This is a genomic window from Cellulomonas sp. 73-92 (genome assembly GCF_001898175.1).
In the GTDB taxonomy this organism is placed as follows: Bacteria; Actinomycetota; Actinomycetes; order Actinomycetales; family Cellulomonadaceae; genus Cellulomonas.
The window spans coordinates 91,570-108,824 of sequence record NZ_MKTH01000004.1; the positions used below are offsets into that span (position 1 = coordinate 91,570).

Annotated in this window: 14 protein-coding genes; 11 read left to right on the forward strand and 3 right to left on the reverse strand. The window is 74.1% G+C overall.

All coding sequences use genetic code 11. The annotated features are described in order from the left end of the window. Positions 1 to 71: 71 nt before the first annotated feature. The gene (gene lhgO, locus BGO37_RS01500) at positions 72 to 1,253 is read right to left on the reverse strand and encodes an L-2-hydroxyglutarate oxidase (protein ID WP_291751487.1); all 1,182 of its coding nucleotides are present in this window, start codon (positions 1,251 to 1,253) and stop codon (positions 72 to 74) included. Positions 1,254 to 1,418: 165 nt separating this feature from the next. Here lhgO and BGO37_RS01505 point away from each other — a divergent pair, with 165 nt between their 5' ends. From BGO37_RS01505 to BGO37_RS01525, 5 genes are read left to right on the forward strand one after another with little or no spacing between them, the layout of a single operon-like run. Then, entirely contained in the window at positions 1,419 to 2,036 is a 618-nt protein-coding gene (locus BGO37_RS01505; protein ID WP_291751489.1) for a hypothetical protein, read from the forward strand. Next, positions 2,033 to 2,281: a hypothetical protein gene (locus BGO37_RS01510; protein WP_291751491.1), complete on the forward strand. Its 249-nt coding sequence runs from the start codon at positions 2,033 to 2,035 to the stop codon at positions 2,279 to 2,281. Before BGO37_RS01505 ends, BGO37_RS01510 begins: the two co-directional genes overlap by 4 nt. Before the next feature lie 10 nt (positions 2,282 to 2,291). Next, positions 2,292 to 4,208 (forward strand): asparagine synthase (glutamine-hydrolyzing), encoded by a 1,917-nt coding sequence (asnB, locus tag BGO37_RS01515; RefSeq protein ID WP_291751492.1) that lies wholly within the window; start codon positions 2,292 to 2,294, stop codon positions 4,206 to 4,208. Continuing rightward, complete coding sequence (nadE, locus tag BGO37_RS01520; RefSeq protein ID WP_291751493.1) at positions 4,205 to 5,170, forward strand: NAD(+) synthase; 966 nt, start codon at positions 4,205 to 4,207, stop codon at positions 5,168 to 5,170. Before asnB ends, nadE begins: the two co-directional genes overlap by 4 nt. Further along, entirely contained in the window at positions 5,167 to 6,030 is an 864-nt protein-coding gene (locus tag BGO37_RS01525) for a hypothetical protein (protein ID WP_291751494.1), read from the forward strand. Before nadE ends, BGO37_RS01525 begins: the two co-directional genes overlap by 4 nt. A 1-nt stretch (position 6,031) precedes the next feature. Here BGO37_RS01525 and BGO37_RS01530 read toward each other — a convergent pair whose 3' ends face one another. Continuing rightward, entirely contained in the window at positions 6,032 to 7,498 is a 1,467-nt protein-coding gene (locus BGO37_RS01530; protein ID WP_291751497.1) for a class I adenylate-forming enzyme family protein, read from the reverse strand. 99 nt (positions 7,499 to 7,597) lie between these two features. On the opposite strand from BGO37_RS01530, the gene BGO37_RS01535 reads away from it, so the two are divergent. The 6 genes from BGO37_RS01535 (at position 7,598) to pntB (ending at position 16,348) form a co-directional block, all read left to right on the forward strand. Continuing rightward, a complete protein-coding gene (locus BGO37_RS01535; RefSeq protein ID WP_291751500.1) occupies positions 7,598 to 8,230 on the forward strand; it encodes a hypothetical protein in 633 nt (210 codons plus the stop codon). Between the two features lie 69 nt (positions 8,231 to 8,299). Beyond that, entirely contained in the window at positions 8,300 to 11,920 is a 3,621-nt protein-coding gene (gene mfd / locus BGO37_RS01540) for a transcription-repair coupling factor (protein WP_291751502.1), read from the forward strand. A gap of 50 nt (positions 11,921 to 11,970) precedes the next feature. Continuing rightward, the gene (locus tag BGO37_RS01545; RefSeq protein ID WP_291751505.1) at positions 11,971 to 12,507 is read left to right on the forward strand and encodes a hypothetical protein; all 537 of its coding nucleotides are present in this window, start codon (positions 11,971 to 11,973) and stop codon (positions 12,505 to 12,507) included. 7 nt (positions 12,508 to 12,514) lie between these two features. Beyond that, entirely contained in the window at positions 12,515 to 13,159 is a 645-nt protein-coding gene (locus tag BGO37_RS01550) for a MazG family protein (protein ID WP_291751507.1), read from the forward strand. 233 nt (positions 13,160 to 13,392) lie between these two features. Then, positions 13,393 to 14,955, forward strand: a complete 1,563-nt coding sequence (locus BGO37_RS01555; RefSeq protein WP_291751509.1) for a Re/Si-specific NAD(P)(+) transhydrogenase subunit alpha — start codon at positions 13,393 to 13,395, stop codon at positions 14,953 to 14,955. 10 nt (positions 14,956 to 14,965) lie between these two features. Continuing rightward, the gene (gene pntB / locus BGO37_RS01560; protein WP_291751991.1) at positions 14,966 to 16,348 is read left to right on the forward strand and encodes a Re/Si-specific NAD(P)(+) transhydrogenase subunit beta; all 1,383 of its coding nucleotides are present in this window, start codon (positions 14,966 to 14,968) and stop codon (positions 16,346 to 16,348) included. Between the two features lie 63 nt (positions 16,349 to 16,411). On the opposite strand, the gene BGO37_RS01565 is transcribed toward pntB, so the two are convergent. Next, on the reverse strand, positions 16,412 to 17,113 hold the full coding sequence (locus BGO37_RS01565) for a GntR family transcriptional regulator (protein WP_291751512.1): 702 nt from the start codon (positions 17,111 to 17,113) through the stop codon (positions 16,412 to 16,414). Positions 17,114 to 17,255 lie beyond the last annotated feature (142 nt).

Here is a 17,255-nt window from a genome sequence, read left to right on the forward strand (position 1 = left end):
CCCACGTCTTCGGCCGCCGAGACCGGCGGGACCGTGGTTTCACCCGTCCGCAGCGGGTGGTTCCCGCACGCTCAGGCCGTGGCCAGCAGCCCGACGATGTGCTCGGCGATCTCCAACGCGGCAGTGGCTGCCGGCGACGGCGCGTTGAGCACGTGCACCTGCCGCGCCGTCCGCTGGACGAGGAAGTCGTCGGCGAGGGTGCCGCTGCGCTCCAGCGCCTGGGCGCGCACGCCCGAGGGGGCCGGGACCAGGTCGTCGGGCCCGATCCCGGGCACCAGCTCGGCGAGGCTGGCGGCGAACGCCCGCCGCGAGAGCGACCGCACCATCTCGCGCAGGCCGGGCCCGGCGTTGCGCGCCGCGAGCCGCCACAGCCCGGGCCACGACAGGGAGTCGGCGAGGTCGCGCACCGAGACGTCGCGCCACCGGTAGCCCTCCCGGGCCGTCGCGAAGACAGCGTTCGGTCCCGCGTGCACACCGCCGTGCAGCGCCTTCGTCAGGTGCACGCCCAGGAAGGGGAACCGTGGGTCCGGCACGGGGTAGATCAGCCCGTTGACCAGTGCGGACGCCGCAGGGGACAGCTCGAAGTACTCGCCGCGGAACGGGACGATCCGCGCCGACGGCGTGACGCCGAAGGCTCGCGCGACACGGTCGGCGTGCAGGCCGGCGCACGCGACGACGAGGTCGGCTGCGATCTCCTCCCCGGAGGTGACGACCCGGACGGACCCAGGCCCCTCGTGACCGGCCGTCACCGCCGTGCCGTACCGCACCTCACCGCCGCCCGCCTCGACGTCGGCGGCGAGGGCGCGGCACACCCCCGGGTAGTCGACGATCCCGGTGGTCTCGACCCAGAGCGCCTCGACGCAGCGGGCATGCGGCTCGTGGTCGCGGGCCGCCTGCGGTCCGACGAGCGTCGCCGACACCCCGTTGGCCGCCGCGCGGTCGGCGAGCCGGTGCAGCTGCGGCACCTGCTCCGCGGTCGTCGCGACGACGAGCTTGCCCGTGATCTGGACGTCGACACCGCGCTCGCGGGCGAAGACCGTCATGCTGCGCTGACCGGCGGCCGCCATCCGCGCCTTGAGGCTCCCGGGCGCGTAGTAGAGGCCGGAGTGGATGACGCCCGAGTTGCGTCCCGTCTGGTGCCGGGCCGGGCCGGCCTCTTTCTCCAGCACGGTGACACGCTCGCCCTGGCGCACGAGACGTGCGGCGGTCGCCAGCCCGACGATCCCCGCCCCCACCACCACGACGTGCCGCACGACGACCCCCCTCGATGCTCCAGCCGCAGGCTAGACCGACGGTTCCGAATCCACCCGGCCCATCACCGCATTTCGCCCCGTCCCGGCCTGCCGCGGCCTGGCGGCGTCACTATGCTCCCGCTCGTCGGATGACCCATGTGCACCATTCGTCCAAGGGGGGACGGCGTGCTCAGCGACGTGGGCGAGCGGGCGGCGACGGGCATCACTCCGCCGACCGGCTGGGACATGTCCACGTTCGCCGGGCTCCGCGCGATCCTCCGCGAGGACTGGTCGGTGAACGGCCGGAGCCCCGCGGCCCCCGTGACGCAGATGATCACCATCTACCGCTTCGGCCAGTGGGTCCACGCGCCGCAGCGGTCGGCGGCGATGCGGGCCCTCGGCGGCCTCGCGTACCGCGTGGCCTTCGTCTGCGCGCGCAACGTCCTCGGCTTCGAGATCGATCACACCGTCACGCTGGGCCGCCGGGTGCGGTTCTTCCACCAGCACGGCGTCGCCATGGTGCCGCGGACGCAGGTCGGCGACGACTGCCTCGTCTACCAGGGCGTCGTCATCGGGGTCCGCTGGGAGGAGGGCAAGCCCGGGGCGTACTACGAGGCGCCCCGCGTCGGTGCCCACGTCCGCCTCGGCGCCGGCTGCGTCCTGCTCGGGGCGGTGCACGTCGGCGACCGCAGCACCGTCGGCCCGCGCGTGGTCCTGGCCCGCGACGTTCCGCCCGACTCGAGCGTCATCGCCGCGCCGCCCCGCGTCCTGCGCCTGCACGAGAGCTCGGAGGAACCGGCATGAAGTCGCTCGACGAGGTACGGGCCGACCTGCGTGGCCTCATCGTCGGCCAGCTCGTCCCGCTGACGGACGACGAGCTGGTCGACGGCGCGCCCCTCGTCGACCAGGTGCTCGACTCGCTCGGCATCGCCGAGGTCGCGGTGTTCATCGAGGAGGAGATCGGGCGTCCGCTGCACGAGACGGAGGAGGTCCGCTCGACCTTCGCCTCGGTGGACGCCGTCGTCTCCTTCATCGCGGAGCACCGCTGACGGTGACCTCATGTGCGGGATCGCCGGCCTGACGGCCTCGGCGCCGCGGCCGACGGACCGCCCCCGCGTCGAGGCGATGCTCGCCGCGCTCGCCCATCGAGGGCCCGACGAGCAGCGCGTGGTCCAGGCCGGGGCCGGGTGCCTGGGCACCGCCCGGCTCGCCCTGGTGGACCGGCCCACCTCCCGGCAGCCGATGGCCGATCCCTCCGACCGGTACGCGCTGGCCTTCAACGGCGAGATCTACAACTACCGGGAGCTGCGCGCCGAGCTCGAGCGAGCCGGCGTGGCGTTCCGCACGACCGGCGACACCGAGGTGCTGCTGCACGCGCTGGTCCGCTGGGGCGTCGACGCGCTGCCGCGGCTGCGGGGCCAGTTCGCGGTCGCGTTCTGGGACGGCCTCGAGCGGACGCTGCTGCTGGCCCGCGACAGGTTCGGCATCGTCCCCCTGCACTGGGCGGCAGGCGACGACGGCGTCGCGTTCGCCTCCGAGGTAGCCGCGCTGCGGGCGGCCGGGCTCGACACGCCGCTGGTGGTGCGCGACGTCGTGGACACGGGGGTGCTCTGGGGGCTGCACCCCGGGCGCTCCGTCTACGCGGGCGTCCGCTCCGTGCCGCCGGGCGGGTTCGTCCTGGCCCGTGGCGCGCTGGCCGACGAGCGTTCCTACTGGTCGTTCGACTTCGCCGCCGAGCGTGACGCGGGCACGCTCGACGACCAGGCGGCGCGCCTGGTCGACCTGCTGTCCGGGGCGGTCGCCCGGCGCGTGCCGGCGTACGGCGTCCCGGCAGTGCTGCTGTCCGGCGGCCTCGACTCCAGCGCCGTCACCGGGCTGCTGCGCCGCGAGGTCGGCGACGACCCGGTGGACTCCTACTCGATCGAGTTCGCGAGCGCGGCGCTGGACGAGTCGCCGTTCCAGCGCGCCGCCGTGCGGGCGTTCGGCACGAGGCACCACGCCGTGGTGGCGGACGACGAGACCGTCGCCGCCGCGCTGGTGCACGCCGTCGAGCATGCCGGGATGCCCCTGGTGCGCACGGCGCCGGCGGCGTCGATCGGCCTGGCGGCGCGCATCGAGGCGAACGGCACGCGGGCGGTGCTCTCGGGCGAGGGCGCCGACGAGCTGTTCTGCGGGTACGACCTGTTCAAGGTCGCCTGGATCCGCGACGCCTGGAGCCGCGACCCCGCCGACCCCCGGTGGCCGCGGCTGCTCGAGGAGGCGCTGGCGCAGCAGCGCGGCATGGGCCGCGCCGTCGAGCGGGCCTTCTACGAGCAGGGGCTCGACGAGCGGTCCGACCCCGTGTTCTCGCACCAGAACCGGTGGCGCTCCTCCGCCCGGCTGCTGCAGTACCTGGCGCCGGACTGGCGGTCCGCCATCCAGCCTGAGGACGTGCTGGCGGGTGTGCGGGAGCGGCTGCCCGCGCGATACCGGGCCTGGGACGTCGTCGAGCAGGCGCAGTACCTCGAGGTGACGTACTTCCTGCCCAGCGCCCTGCTCGCGTCGCAGTGCGACCGGCCCTACATGGCGCACAGCATCGAGGCCCGGTACCCGTTCCTCGACGAGGACGTCGCCGACTTCGCGCTGACGCTGCCGCTGCGGGCCAAGCTCGCGGGCCTCGAGGAGAAGGTGGTGCTCAAGGTCGCCACCGCCGGCGTGGTGCCCGACGAGATCCGCGGCCGCGTCAAGCAGCCCTACACCGCGCCGGAGGGCGAGGTGTTCCGGTCCCGGGCCGGTGACGCGCTGCTGGACGCGTTCGTGTCGCCGGCCGCCCTGACCCGGCACGGCCTGTTCGACGCGAGCCGGGTCGCCTGGCTGGTCGCGAAGCTGCGCCGAGGCCGGACCAGCTACTACGACGACCTCGCCCTCCTCTGGGTGCTCTCCACCCAGGTCCTCGCGGACGCCTGCGGCGTCGACACCCACCTGGAGGCCGTATGACCACGCTCGACGTCCATCTCACCGACGTGGCGGCCACGGCCGCGGGGCTCGTCGAGGGCATCCGGGACGCGGCGCGCCGGTTCGGCCGCCTCGGTGCCGTGGTCGCGGTGAGCGGCGGCATCGACTCGGCCGTGTGCCTCGGGCTCGCCGCCCGGGCGCTCGGGCCGGCGCGCACCACGGCGATCGCGCTGCCCGACCGGGAGTCCGAGCCGGTCTCCGCCGAGCTGGGCGCCCTGACGGCTCGGGCGTTCGGCGCCGGCTTCGTGGTCCGGGACATCTCGGGGGCGCTCGAGGCGCTGGGCTGCTACGCGGACCGGCTCGCGGTGGTCCGGCGGCTCGCGCCGGGCTTCGACCCGGACGCCGGCGACGCGTTCTCGGTGGAGTTCGTGCCGGCCACGGGCGAGGCCGAGCGGCTGCAGTCGTTCGTGCTGACCGTCGTCCGGGCCGGGGTGACCACGAGGCACCGCCTGGGCGGGCGCGACTTCCTCACGATCATGGCGGCGACCAACCAGAAGCAGCGCGTGCGGATGCTGGCGACGTACCGGCTGGCCGACGAGCGCAACCTGCTCGTCGTCGGCACGTCCAACCGGCTGGAGATCGACCAGGGCTTCTTCGTCAAGCACGGCGACGGCTGCGGGGACGTGTTCCCGCTGCGGTTCCTGCTCAAGTCCCAGGTGTACGACCTCGCGGAGCACCTCGGCGTGCCCGAGGAGGTCCGCCGTCGGCCGCCGACGACGGACACCTTCAGCGCGCCGCAGAGCCAGGAGGACTACTTCTACGGCACGTCGGTGGAGACGGGGGACGCGTTGTGGCTGGCCTACCACGACGGCGTGCCGGCCGCCGTGGCCGCGGGGCTCGTCGGGATGGCGGCGGAGGACGTCGCCCGGTTCTACGGCCTGTACGCGCGGCGTGCCCGGTACGCGGACTACCTCATGACGACGATCCCGGGGGAGCACCGGTGAGGCCGCGCGGGGTGCTCGTGGCGGGTGCCGTGGTCGTGGTGCTCGGCCTCGTCGCCGTGCTGACCTTCGGGCGGCCGTTCGCGGCCCGTGCGTACCACCGCCTCGCGGACCGGCAGCCGGCGATGGTGCCGGACGGCCTGGACCCGGCGGCGACCACGGTGCTGTACCTGCACCACAGCACGGGGCTGGCCGTGTGGGACGGCGGGGTGCCCCGGCTCGTCGAGCGGCGAAACGCGGCCGAGGGCACCGACCTGCAGGTGGTGGAGCGGGCATTCCCGCACCGGCCCTACCCGTGGGACAACAACCCCTACGACTACTGGAACGCCTGGGTGAACCACTCGGGGGACCGCCGGGTGCAGGGGCAGGCCACCCTCGAGGACCTGGTCGGCGCCTACGACGTCATCGTCTGGAAGGACTGCTTCCTCGCCGGTGACATGGTGCCCGACGACGGCCGCCCGGACGTCACGTCCCCGGTCCGCACCCCGGCGAACTACCGGCTCCAGTACCTCGCGCTGCGCGACGCCATGCACCGGTTCCCCGGGACGAGGTTCGTCGTCTGGACGCTGCCGCCGAAGGTGGCGACCGACACCGACCCTGCCACGGCGGAGCTGGCGCGGCAGTTCGCCTCCTGGGTCCGGGAGGAGTGGGACCAGCCGGGCGACAACGTGTTCCTCTGGGACTACCGCGCGATCGCGGCACCCGACGACCTCTACCTGCCGGCCGCGTGGGCCGTCGGGGAGCGCGACTCGCACCCCGGCACGGAGCTGTCGCAGCGGGCGGCGGCCCTGTTCGTGCAGCGCCTGGTCGACGTGGCGGCCGGCCGCGGCGACCGCACGCCGGCGACCGGCGCGACGCTCTGACTCACGACGTGGCGGCGGGCCACGCCGGGCGCCGGACCGCCTTGCCCGAGCGGGTGGTCTCGAGGTGGTCGACGACCTGCACGTCGCGGACGAGCCCGCGGGGCTCCACGGCGGCCAGGGCGAGCCGGCGTGCCGGGCCGGCGTCGGCGCCGGGCGCCAGCACGAGGCGAAGCACGCACGCGGAGTCCTCCTCGGCGGTGTCCGGCTGGACCCGTGCCTCGAGGACGCCGGGCACCTCGGCGACCCGCGCCTCGACGGCGACGAGCGAGACGCGGTTGCCGCGGAAGTTGTGCATCTCCGCCTCGCGCCCGGTGACGAAGAGGTCGCCGGCCGGGCCGAGCCGGCCGAGGTCGGTCGTGGTGTGCGGCGCGGCCGGGTCGCGGGGCGGCTGCCCGAGGTAGCCGATCATCAGCCCCGGCGACGACACCCGGATCCGGCCGACCTCTCCCAGCGGCAGCGGCGCCCCGAGCTCGTCGACGACGTCCACGTGCGTGCCGGGCAGGGGCAGCCCGACCGAGTCGGCCGGGGCCCCGTCGCCGCGCCGTCGCACCGCGACCCGGGCCGTGCCCTCGGTGAAGCCGTACATGAGGTACGTGGCGCCGGGGTAGCCCGGGAGCACCTCGTCGAGCTCGTCGTCGTGGATGCCTCCGCCGGCGAGGTAGAGGATCCGGAGCCGGCGGGCGCCGTCGCGCCCGAGCACGAGCCCCCGCCGTCGGCTCAGCCGGAGGAAGTAGGGCACGCACGCCAGCAGCGTCACCTCGTGCTCGTCGAGCGTCGCCATGAGCGTGCGGGTGGGTGGGCCGCACGGCGTCAGCACCACGGGGACCCGGCGCGCCAGCGCCAGCAGGACCATGGACAGGCCGAAGGAGTGCGTGAGCGACAGCACCTGGCCGAGCCGGTCGGCGGGTGTCCACGGCTCGGTGCTCCGCAGCATCGCCGTGAGGTTGGAGGCCACGTTCGCCGCCGAGAGCCTCACGCCGCGAGGTCGGCTCGTGGTGCCGGAGGTGTAGAGGAGCACGGCCTCGGCGGACCCGCCGAGGGACGTCCCGACGCGCGCGTCGTACGGGTCGTCGGGATCCGCCGGCCCGGCGCCGGTGGCGCGCAGGTTGCCGCCGAGCGCGACGAGGTCGCAGCGCGCCTCGCCCGCCAGCTCGTCGAGCGCCGGGTCGTCGGGCCCGTGGACCGGCAGCATGGCGACCGGGCGTCCCGCACGCAGGGCGCCGAGGACGAGCGCGACGTCCCGGACGGCGCCGCCGTCGACGAGGCCGACACGGTGACCGGGCTGCACCCGCTCCGCGATCTCGGCCGCCAGCTCCTCCGAGAGCGCGGCGAGCCGGCCCCGGGTGGTGGTGACGCCGTCAGCGATGACGGCGGCCGAGCCGGGATCGGCGTCGAGGCCGAGGAGCGCCAGGAGCGCACCATGGCCGACCGTCGCCTCCGTCGAGCCCAGCACCGCCACGTCGCGCATGCCACCGCCCCCGTGATGGAGTCCCGGTGCCACGATCGGGACACACCGTTCATCATGGACGAATCGGACATCGGCCGGCATGCGATCGCGGGGTGAACGTTGCGCGCCACGGGGTGGAGGGGGACGCTCCCCTGGCTGGGTGCGGCGGCCGCCTGCGCGGCCGGCGCCGCTCTGCTCGTCGCCAGCGCGGCGGCCGGCACCGACCGGCGAGCCGTCGCGCTGGGCCGCGTCGCGTCGTTCGCGCCGCACCACGACCTCTGGGTGCGGCTGCTGCGCGGCGGCCTGGGCCGGATCACCATCCCGTTCCTGCTCCTGGTCGCCGCCGGGGCGCTCGTCTGGTTGGCGCGGCGGCGCAGGTGGCGTGAGGCGGTCGTGGCGGCGGGCGTGCTCGTCGGGGCGAACGGCCTGGTCGAGGCGGTCAAGCACGGCCTGGTGGGCATCGGCGCGCCCGTGCTCAGCGGGCACATGGCGCTGGTCGTCGCGACCGGGTTCGCCGTGGTGCTCGCGACGACCACGCGGTGGCGGCGGCGGGCGGCCGTGGTCGCGGCCGCCGCCGTCCTCGCGACGGGCGTCGGCGTGGTGGTCGCGGCGTGGCACACCGCGGCGGAGACCGCGGGCCCGACGCTCGTCGCCGTCGCGTGGGTGCTGGCGTGCCGGCCGCTGCTCGACGCGCCCCGGCGCAGCGTCCCGCGCGAGGATGCCCGCCCCGCCGGTGTCGGCGCCCGCTCGTAGACTGGCGGCACACCCCGGGTCCCACGGATTCCGGGATCTTCGTGCTGCCCGCTCCACCCCCGAGGACCCATGAACCTCACCGGCCTGCTGCCCACCCTCGTCGACGACCCGGCGATCGCCGGGGCCCTCGCGCACGTGCGCGCCCGCGGCGAGCTCGACGTCGTCGCGCCCGCCGGGGTCCGCGCGCCCCTGCTCGCCGCGATGGCGGGCGCCCGCGCGGGCGACGGCGGCGGGCGGACGACGAAGGACGCGCGCCCGCTCGTCGTCGTCACCGCCACCGGCCGCGACGCCGACGAGCTGGCCGCGGCGCTGCGCTGCTACCTGGCGGACGACGACGTCGCCGTGCTGCCGTCCTGGGAGACCCTGCCGCACGAGCGCCTCAGCCCGCGGGCCGACACCGTCGCCCGGCGGCTGGCGGTGTTCCGGCGGCTGGCCCACCCGGCCGACGAGCCCGGTCCCGCCGGGTGGATCCGGGTGCTCGTCGTCCCCGTCCGGGCGCTGCTCCAGCCGGTGGTCGCCGGCCTCGGCGAGCTGGAGCCGGTGAGCCTGCACGTCGGCGACCGCGTCGACCTCGAGCAGGTGGAGCAGGCGCTGGTCGACGCCGCGTACACCCGGACCGACATGGTGGAGCGGCGCGGCGAGTTCGCCGTCCGCGGCGGCATCCTCGACGTGTTCCCGCCCACGGAGGACCACCCGCTGCGCGTGGAGCTGTGGGGCGACGAGGTCGAGGAGGTCCGCTGGTTCTCCGTCGCGGACCAGCGCAGCCTCGAGGTCGCCGACCGCGGGGTCTGGGCGCCGCCCTGCCGCGAGATCCTGCTGACGCCCGCGGTCCGGGACCGCGCCAAGCACCTGGCGGACCGGCTCCCCGGCGCGCGCGACATGCTGGAGCGGCTCGCCCAGGGGATCGCCGTCGAGGGGATGGAGTCGCTCGCCCCCGCGCTGGTCGAGCGCATGGTCCCGGTGCTCGACCTGGTGGCCGACGAGGCGCTGCTCGTCGTCGCCGACCCCGAGCGGGTGCGCCGGCGCGCGCACGACCTCGTCGCGACGTCGGCCGAGTTCCTCCAGGCCGCCTGGACGGGCGCGGCGGCGGGCGGCGCGGTGCCGCTGGACCTGTCGGCGGCGAGCTTCGCCAGCTTCGCCGAGGTCCGTGCGCTGGCCTCCGTCCGGTCGCTGGGCTGGTGGACCCTGTCACCCTTCGGGTTCGGGGGCGACGACGAGGACGAGCCGGTCGCGGTCGACGCGGGCGCCGCCTCGCTCGTCGTGCGCGCCCGCGAGGTGGTCCACTACCACGGCGACCTCGCCCAGGCCGTGGCCGACCTCAAGGCCCACCAGCGCGACGGCTGGCGCATGGTGCTCACCACCGAGGGCCACGGCCCGGCCCAGCGCATGGTGGAGCAGCTGCGCGCCGCCGACGTCCCCGCGCGGCTGGAGCCCGGGATCCACGACGAGCCGGAGGCGGGTGTCGTCCTCGTCGTGCCGGCGCCGGCCGGCCCCGGGTTCGCGTCCGACGAGCTGCGGCTGGCCGTGTTCTCCGAGTCCGACCTCACGGGCCGCGCCGGCACGTCGACGCGTGACATGCGCCGGATGCCGAGCCGGCGGCGCAACGTCGTCGACCCGTTGCAGCTGCGCACGGGCGACTTCGTGGTCCACGAGCAGCACGGCGTCGGCCGGTTCGTCGAGCTCGCCAGCCGCACGGTCGGCTCCGGCGCGACGGCCGCCACCCGCGAGTACCTCGTCATCGAGTACGCGTCGGCGAAGCGGGGCCAGCCGGGCGACCGCCTCTACGTCCCCACGGACCAGCTCGACCAGGTGACGAAGTACGTCGGCGGCGAGGCGCCCACCCTCAACCGGATGGGCGGCGGCGACTGGGCGAAGACGAAGGGGCGGGCGCGCAAGGCGGTCCGCGAGATCGCCGGCGAGCTCATCCGCCTCTACAGCGCCCGGATGGCGACGGCGGGCTACGCGTTCGGTCCCGACACCCCCTGGCAGCGTGAGCTGGAGGACGCGTTCGCCTACGTCGAGACGCCCGACCAGCTCGCGACGATCGACGAGGTCAAGGCGGACATGGAGGAGCCGATCCCCATGGACCGGCTGATCTGCGGCGACGTCGGCTACGGCAAGACCGAGATCGCCGTGCGCGCGGCGTTCAAGGCGGTGCAGGACGGCAAGCAGGTCGCCGTGCTGGTCCCCACCACGCTGCTGGTGCAGCAGCACCTCGAGACGTTCGCGGAGCGGTACGCGCCCTACCCGGTCACGGTGAAGGCGCTGTCCCGGTTCCAGACCGACGCCGAGGCGAAGAAGGTGGTCGAGGGGCTGGCCGACGGCACGGTCGACGTGGTGATCGGCACGCACCGCCTCATCACGGGCGAGGTGCGGTTCAAGGACCTAGGGCTCGTCATCGTCGACGAGGAGCAGCGGTTCGGCGTCGAGCACAAGGAGACGCTCAAGGCGCTGCGCACGAACGTCGACGTGCTCGCGATGTCCGCCACACCGATCCCGCGCACGCTCGAGATGGCGGTGACCGGCATCCGCGAGATGTCGACCCTGGCGACGCCGCCGGAGGAGCGGCACCCGGTGCTGACGTTCGTCGGTGCCTACGACGAGCAGCAGATCACCGCCGCGGTGCGCCGCGAGCTGCTCCGTGAGGGTCAGGTGTTCTACATCCACAACCGGGTGGAGTCGATCGAGCGGGCCGCGCAGCGAATCCAGGAGCTGGTGCCGGAGGCCCGCATCGCCGTGGCGCACGGCAAGATGCACGAGCACCAGCTCGAGCGCGTCATCGTCGACTTCTGGGAGAAGCGGTTCGACGTGCTGGTCTGCACGACGATCGTCGAGACCGGCCTCGACATCTCCAACGCCAACACGCTGATCCTCGAGCGGGCCGACCTGCTGGGGCTGTCGCAGCTGCACCAGCTGCGCGGGCGCGTCGGCCGGGGCCGCGAGCGCGCGTACTCGTACTTCCTCTACCCGCCCGAGGTCCCGCTGACCGAGACGGCCCACGACCGGCTCGCGACCATCGCCGCGCACACCGACCTGGGTGCCGGCATGCAGGTGGCGCTCAAGGACCTGGAGATCCGCGGCGCCGGCAACCTGCTCGGCGGCGAGCAGTCGGGGCACATCGAGGGCGTCGGCTTCGACCTCTACGTGCGGATGGTGGGAGAGGCCGTCGCGGAGTTCCGCGGCGAGACCACCGAGGAGACGCCGGACGTCACGGTCGAGCTGCCGGTGGACGCGCACATCCCGATCACGTACATCGCCACCGAGCGGCTGCGCCTGGAGGCGTACCGCAAGATCGCGGCGGCGGTCGACGAGGCCGGGCTGGAGCGCGTCCGCGCCGAGCTCGTCGACCGCTACGGCCTGGTGCCGCCCGCGGTGGACGCCCTGTTCGACGTGGCCTCCTTCCGGCAGCGTGCCCGCGCGGTCGGCCTCACCGACGTGACCGCGCAGGGCAAGTTCGTGCGCTTCGCGCCGGTGCAGCTGCCGGAGTCGGCGCAGCTGCGCCTCAAGCGCCTCTACCCGGGCGCGGTGCTCAAGCCGGCGGTCCGCACGGTCCTCGTCCCGTTCCCGACGACGGCCCGCGTCGGCGGCACCCCGCTGTCCGGCGCGCCCCTGCTGGCATGGGCCCGCCAGCTGGTGGACGCGGTGCTGGCGGGCGACGTCGCGGCGGCGGCCCGGGTCGCCGTCCACTGAGGCACGCGGCCTACGATGTGCCGCGAACCCCACCGGCAAGGAGGACGAGAGTGACCCAGCACGCGACGGCTCGCCGCAGGATCGTCGGGGCGGCCGCGGTGACGCTGACGCTGGCCGGCCTGCTGGCCGGCTGCTCCTCCCGGCCGGGCGCCGCGGCGGTCGTCGACGGTCGCACCATCCGCACGTCCGACGTCGTCAGCGTGGTCGACGACCTCAAGCCGGCGCTCGGGGACGTCAGCGCGACGCAGGTGCTCAACATCCTCATCGAGGAGCCGATGCTGGTGCAGCTCGCGGCCGACCACGGCCAGGGGGTCTCGGACGCCGACGCGAGGTCGACGCTCGACGCGTTCTTCACGAGCGCCAAGCTGACTCCGCCGGCCAGCTACTCGCCCGCGACCCTGGAGGTCGGCCTGCACCAGGCGGCCAACGCCAAGCTCGCCGCTGACACGACGGACGCCACGCTCGCGCAGGACTACACCACGCGCCTCGGCAAGCTCGCGGTGACGGTCAACCCGCGCTTCGGCACGTGGGACCAGGGACAGCTGGGCGCTGCGGCGGCCCCGAGCTGGGTCGTCGCGCAGAAGTGACCTCGGTGTGACGACGCCCGACGAGCCCGTCGACCCCTTCCGCGCGCTCGTCGCGGTGATGGACCGGCTGCGCTCGCCGGGCGGCTGCCCGTGGGACGCGGAGCAGACGCACGCCTCGCTGGTCCCGTACCTCCTCGAGGAGGTCCACGAGCTCGCGGAGGCCGTCGACGAGGGCGACCGCGCCGGGCTGCGCGAGGAGCTGGGCGACGTGCTGCTCCAGGTCGTGTTCCACGCGCGGATCGCCGCCGAGGACGCGGCCGACCCGTTCGACGTGGACGACGTCGCGCGCGACCTGGTCGCCAAGCTGGTTCACCGCCACCCCCACGTGTTCGCCGGCGCCGACACCCCGGCCGAGCGGCTGCACGCCCAGTGGGACGCCATCAAGAAGGCTGAGAAGCACCGCGACTCCGCGCTCGACGGGGTCCCAGGGGCGCTGCCGGCGCTCGCCCGCGCGCAGAAGGTCGCGGCCCGCGCCGGGCGGGCCGGCCTGGACGTGCCGGCGGCGCTGGCCGCGGCGACCGGTGGCGCGGGGTTCGGCGACCGCCTCCTCGCCCTCGCGCTCGAGGCGCACGACGAGGGCGTGGACGCCGAGGGCGAGCTGCGCCGCGCGACGGCGCGGCTGGAGCAGGTCCTGCGCAGCCTCGAGGGCTGAGCGGAGCAAGTGAAATCTCTCACTAAAGTCCCGGACGACGGGAAGCCGGGCGGCCCGCGGGGCGTTGCGCCCCTGGGCCGAACGTCCGACAGACTGGGCCCTAAGTCCGTCATCCCATGGCTTGCGGACCACGACGCTGGTCCGTGGCCTCCCGGCCCGGGGCATCGCCGCTCCGGTCCGTCTGCCGTACCAGCCCGGTGCGTCGAGCGGCGCACCCAGACGAGGAGTCGCTGATGCTCATCGGTGTTCCCAAGGAGACGCGTCCGGGGGAGCGGCTGGTCGCCGCGACACCGAAGACCGTCGCACAGCTGCGCAAGCTCGGGTACGACGTCGTCGTCGAGTCCGGAGCCGGCGCCGGCGCCAGCTTCAGCGACGCCGCCTTCGTCGCCGAGGGCGCGACCATCGGTGACGCCGCCGCGGCCTGGGGAGCGGACGTCGTCACCGCCGTCAACCCCCCGGCCGACGAGGACGTCGCCCGCCTGCGCGAGGGCTCGTACCTCGTCGCGCAGCTCGCGCCGCACTCGCGTGCCGACCTGGTCTCGTCGCTCGCGGCCAAGGGCGTCACGGCCCTCGCGCTCGACGCCGTCCCGCGCATCTCCCGCGCCCAGGCGCTCGACGTCCTCTCGAGCATGTCCAACGTCGCGGGCTACCGGGCGGTCATCGAGGCGGCGGAGGCGTACGGCGGCATGTTCACCGGGCAGGTGACCGCCGCCGGCAAGACCCCGCCGGCCACCGTGTTCGTCATCGGCGCCGGCGTCGCCGGGCTCGCCGCGATCGGCGCCGCCGCCTCGCTGGGCGCGCAGGTGCGCGGCTTCGACGTGCGGCCCGAGGCGGGCGAGCAGGTCGAGTCGATGGGCGCCAAGTTCGTCACGGCGTCCGCCGACGCGATGCAGGAGAAGTCGTCGACGGGCTACGCCGCCGCGCTCTCCGAGGCGCAGGAGAAGGCGACGCTCGCCCTCTACGCCGAGGAGTCGAGCAAGGCCGACATCGTCATCACGACGGCGCTGGTCCGCGGCAAGGCCGTGCGGACGATCACCGCCGAGATGGTCGCGAACATGAAGCCGGGCTCGGTGATCGTCGACCTGGCGGCCACCGGCGGCGGCAACTGCGAGCTGACGGTGCCGGGCTCGACAGTCGTCACCGACAACGGCGTGACGATCGTCGGCTACACCGACCTCACCAGCCGGCTGCCGCAGCAGAGCTCGCAGCTGTTCGGCACGAACGTCGTCAACTTCCTCAAGCTGGTGACGCCGGCGAAGGACGGGAACCTCGTCCTCGACCTGGACGACCCCGTGCAGCGCGGCATGACTGTCGCGCGGGCGGGCGAGGTCCTCTGGCCACCACCGCCGATCTCGGTGTCGGCCGCACCGGCGGCAGCCGCCGCGGTGTCGTCGGACACCCGGAGCCCGGAGCAGAAGGCGGCCGACGAGGCCGCGGCCAAGGCCGCGAAGGCGAGGCGCAACAACCAGCTGATGGTGGTCGCCGGCGTCATCCTCGCCGTGCTGCTGCCGTTCACCCACATCGAGACGCTCGTGACGTTCACGGTGTTCGTGCTCGCCGTGTTCGTCGGGTACTACGTCATCTCGAACGTCAGCCACTCGCTGCACACGCCGCTCATGAGCCAGACGAACGCGATCTCCGGGATCATCCTCGTCGGCTCCCTGCTCCAGATCGGCAACGACCACCTGCTGGTGACGATCCTCGCGGTGGTCTCCGCCGCGATCGCGTCGATCAACGTCTTCGGAGGCTTCCTGGTCACGTACCGGATGCTCGGCATGTTCCGGAAGGATGCGTGACCCGGTGACCATCACCCTCACCACGGTGGCCCAGGCTGCCTACCTCGTCGCGGGCGTGCTGTTCATCCTGTCGCTCGCGGGCCTCTCGAAGCAGGAGACCGCCCGGCGCGGCAACGTCCTCGGGATGGTCGGCATGGGCGTCGCGATCCTCGCGACGGTCGTGCTCGCGCTCGACGAGTCCGCGCGGCCCGTGTGGGTCACGGCGCTGCTCATCGTCCTCGTCCTCGTCTTCGGCGCCGCGGTCGGCACCTGGCGGGCCCGCACGGTCGAGATGACGCAGATGCCCGAGCTCATCGCGATGCTGCACAGCTTCGTCGGGGCGGCCGCCGTCATCATCGGCTACAACTCGTACCTCACCGAGAAGGACGCCGGCGGCGCCCACCTCGTCGAGGTCTACCTCGGTGTGCTCATCGGCGCCGTGACCTTCACGGGCTCGATCGTCGCGTACCTCAAGCTGTCGGCGCGCATCAAGTCGAACCCGTTGACGCTGCCGGGCCGCAACCTGCTCAACGCGGGCGCGCTCGTCGTCTCGGCCGGCCTCATGGTGTGGTTCATCCCGAGCCAGTCGATCTGGCCGCTGGCGATCATGACGGTCATCGCGCTGCTGCTCGGCCTGCACCTGGTGGCGGCCATCGGCGGCGGCGACATGCCGGTCGTCGTGTCGATGCTCAACTCGTACTCCGGGTGGGCGGCGGCCGCGGCGGGCTTCATGCTCGGCAACAACCTGCTCATCGTCACCGGCTCGCTCGTCGGCTCCTCCGGTGCGATCCTCTCCTACCTCATGTGCAAGGCGATGAACCGCAAGTTCATCTCCGTCATCCTGGGCGGCTTCGGCAACGAGGGCGGCAAGGTGGCCAAGGAGGTCGGCGGGGAGTACCGCGAGGTGTCCGTCGCGGACACGGCCGAGATGCTCAAGGCCGCGCGCTCCGTCGTCATCGCCCCCGGCTACGGCATGGCCGTCGCCAAGGCGCAGTACCCGGTCGCCGAGCTCACCAGCCGGCTGCGCGCGCAGGGCGTCCAGGTGCGGTTCGCCGTCCACCCCGTGGCCGGCCGCCTGCCGGGCCACATGAACGTGCTGCTCGCCGAGGCGAAGGTGCCGTACGACATCGTCCTGGAGATGGACGAGATCAACGAGGACTTCGCCGGCACCGACGTCGTCCTCGTCATCGGGGCCAACGACACGGTCAACCCTGCCGCCATGGAGGACCCGGGCTCGCCGATCGCGGGCATGCCCGTCCTCGAGGTGTGGAAGGCCGACCAGGTGGTCGTCTTCAAGCGGTCGATGGCCACCGGCTACGCCGGCGTGCCGAACCCGCTGTTCTACCGCGAGAACAGCGCGATGCTGTTCGGCGACGCCAAGGTGAAGGTCGAGGAGATCCTCGCCGCGCTGTAGCCGCACGACGAACGACGCCCGGGTGGTCCCAGCGGCCACCCGGGCGTCGTCGTGTCGGTGCGGTCAGGCGCCGCCGAGCTGTGACACGTCGTCGCTCCAGGCGGCCTCCGGGCCGGGCGTGCCGCCCAGCACGCCGACGAGCCGCTCCCGGGCGCGCGCGAGGTGGCGCTCCAGGAGCGAGACGGCGCCGTCGGCGTCCCCGCCCTCGACGAGTGCCAGCAGGCGCTCGTGCTCCGCGTGGATCAGCGCGGTCGAGAGCAGCGAGTTGCCCTGGACCTGGGCCATGCAGAGGCGCACCTCGCTGGCCAGCGACGAGTAGGCGCGGCTGAGGCGCGGGGAGGCCATCGCGTCGACCAGGCTCGTGTGGAACCGCATGTCGGGGTCGACGACGTCGAGCGCGGACGCCTCGCCGAGGGCGGCGATCTCGGCGTTGGCCCGGCGGGCCTCGTCGGGCACGGTCCGCCTCGCCGCGAGCCGGCGCAGCACGATCGACTCGACGTCGGCGCGGGTGCCGTAGATGTCGCGCGCGTCCGCCGCGTCCAGCACCGGCACGCGGGCGGAGCGGTGCACGCCGCGGACGAGCAGCCCCTCGGACACGAGCTTCTCGATGGCGGCCTTCGCCGTCGGCCGCGCCACCTCGTACTGCTCCGAGACGCTCGCCTCCGTCAGGGGCTCGTCGGTCGAGAGCTCGCCGCGGAACAGCTGTCGGCGCAGGTCCATGGCGATCGCGTCGACGATCGACGTCACGCCCTCCACACGGGCCATCGGTGCGAGCCCCCTTCTTCACGCATGTCAGGCCATTATCGCCGACAACCTGACCGGTGTACTTGACTGACAAGAACACTTGTAAGACGATTCCGGAGGACGTTTGTCCCACCCGTCCCGTCCCACCAGGTACTTCTCAATG

Excerpts from the sequence above, each read along its gene's own strand:
- BGO37_RS01555 (WP_291751509.1), top strand. The coding sequence starts at position 13,393 with ATGCTCATCGGTGTTCCCAAGGAGACGCGTCCGGGGGAGCGGCTGGTC.
- mfd (WP_291751502.1), top strand. The coding sequence starts at position 8,300 with ATGAACCTCACCGGCCTGCTGCCCACCCTCGTCGACGACCCGGCGATC.
- nadE (WP_291751493.1), top strand. The coding sequence starts at position 4,205 with ATGACCACGCTCGACGTCCATCTCACCGACGTGGCGGCCACGGCCGCG.
- asnB (WP_291751492.1), top strand. The coding sequence starts at position 2,292 with ATGTGCGGGATCGCCGGCCTGACGGCCTCGGCGCCGCGGCCGACGGAC.
- BGO37_RS01510 (WP_291751491.1), top strand. The coding sequence starts at position 2,033 with ATGAAGTCGCTCGACGAGGTACGGGCCGACCTGCGTGGCCTCATCGTC.
- BGO37_RS01565 (WP_291751512.1), bottom strand. The coding sequence starts at position 17,113 with ATGGCCCGTGTGGAGGGCGTGACGTCGATCGTCGACGCGATCGCCATG.
- BGO37_RS01530 (WP_291751497.1), bottom strand. The coding sequence starts at position 7,498 with ATGCGCGACGTGGCGGTGCTGGGCTCGACGGAGGCGACGGTCGGCCAT.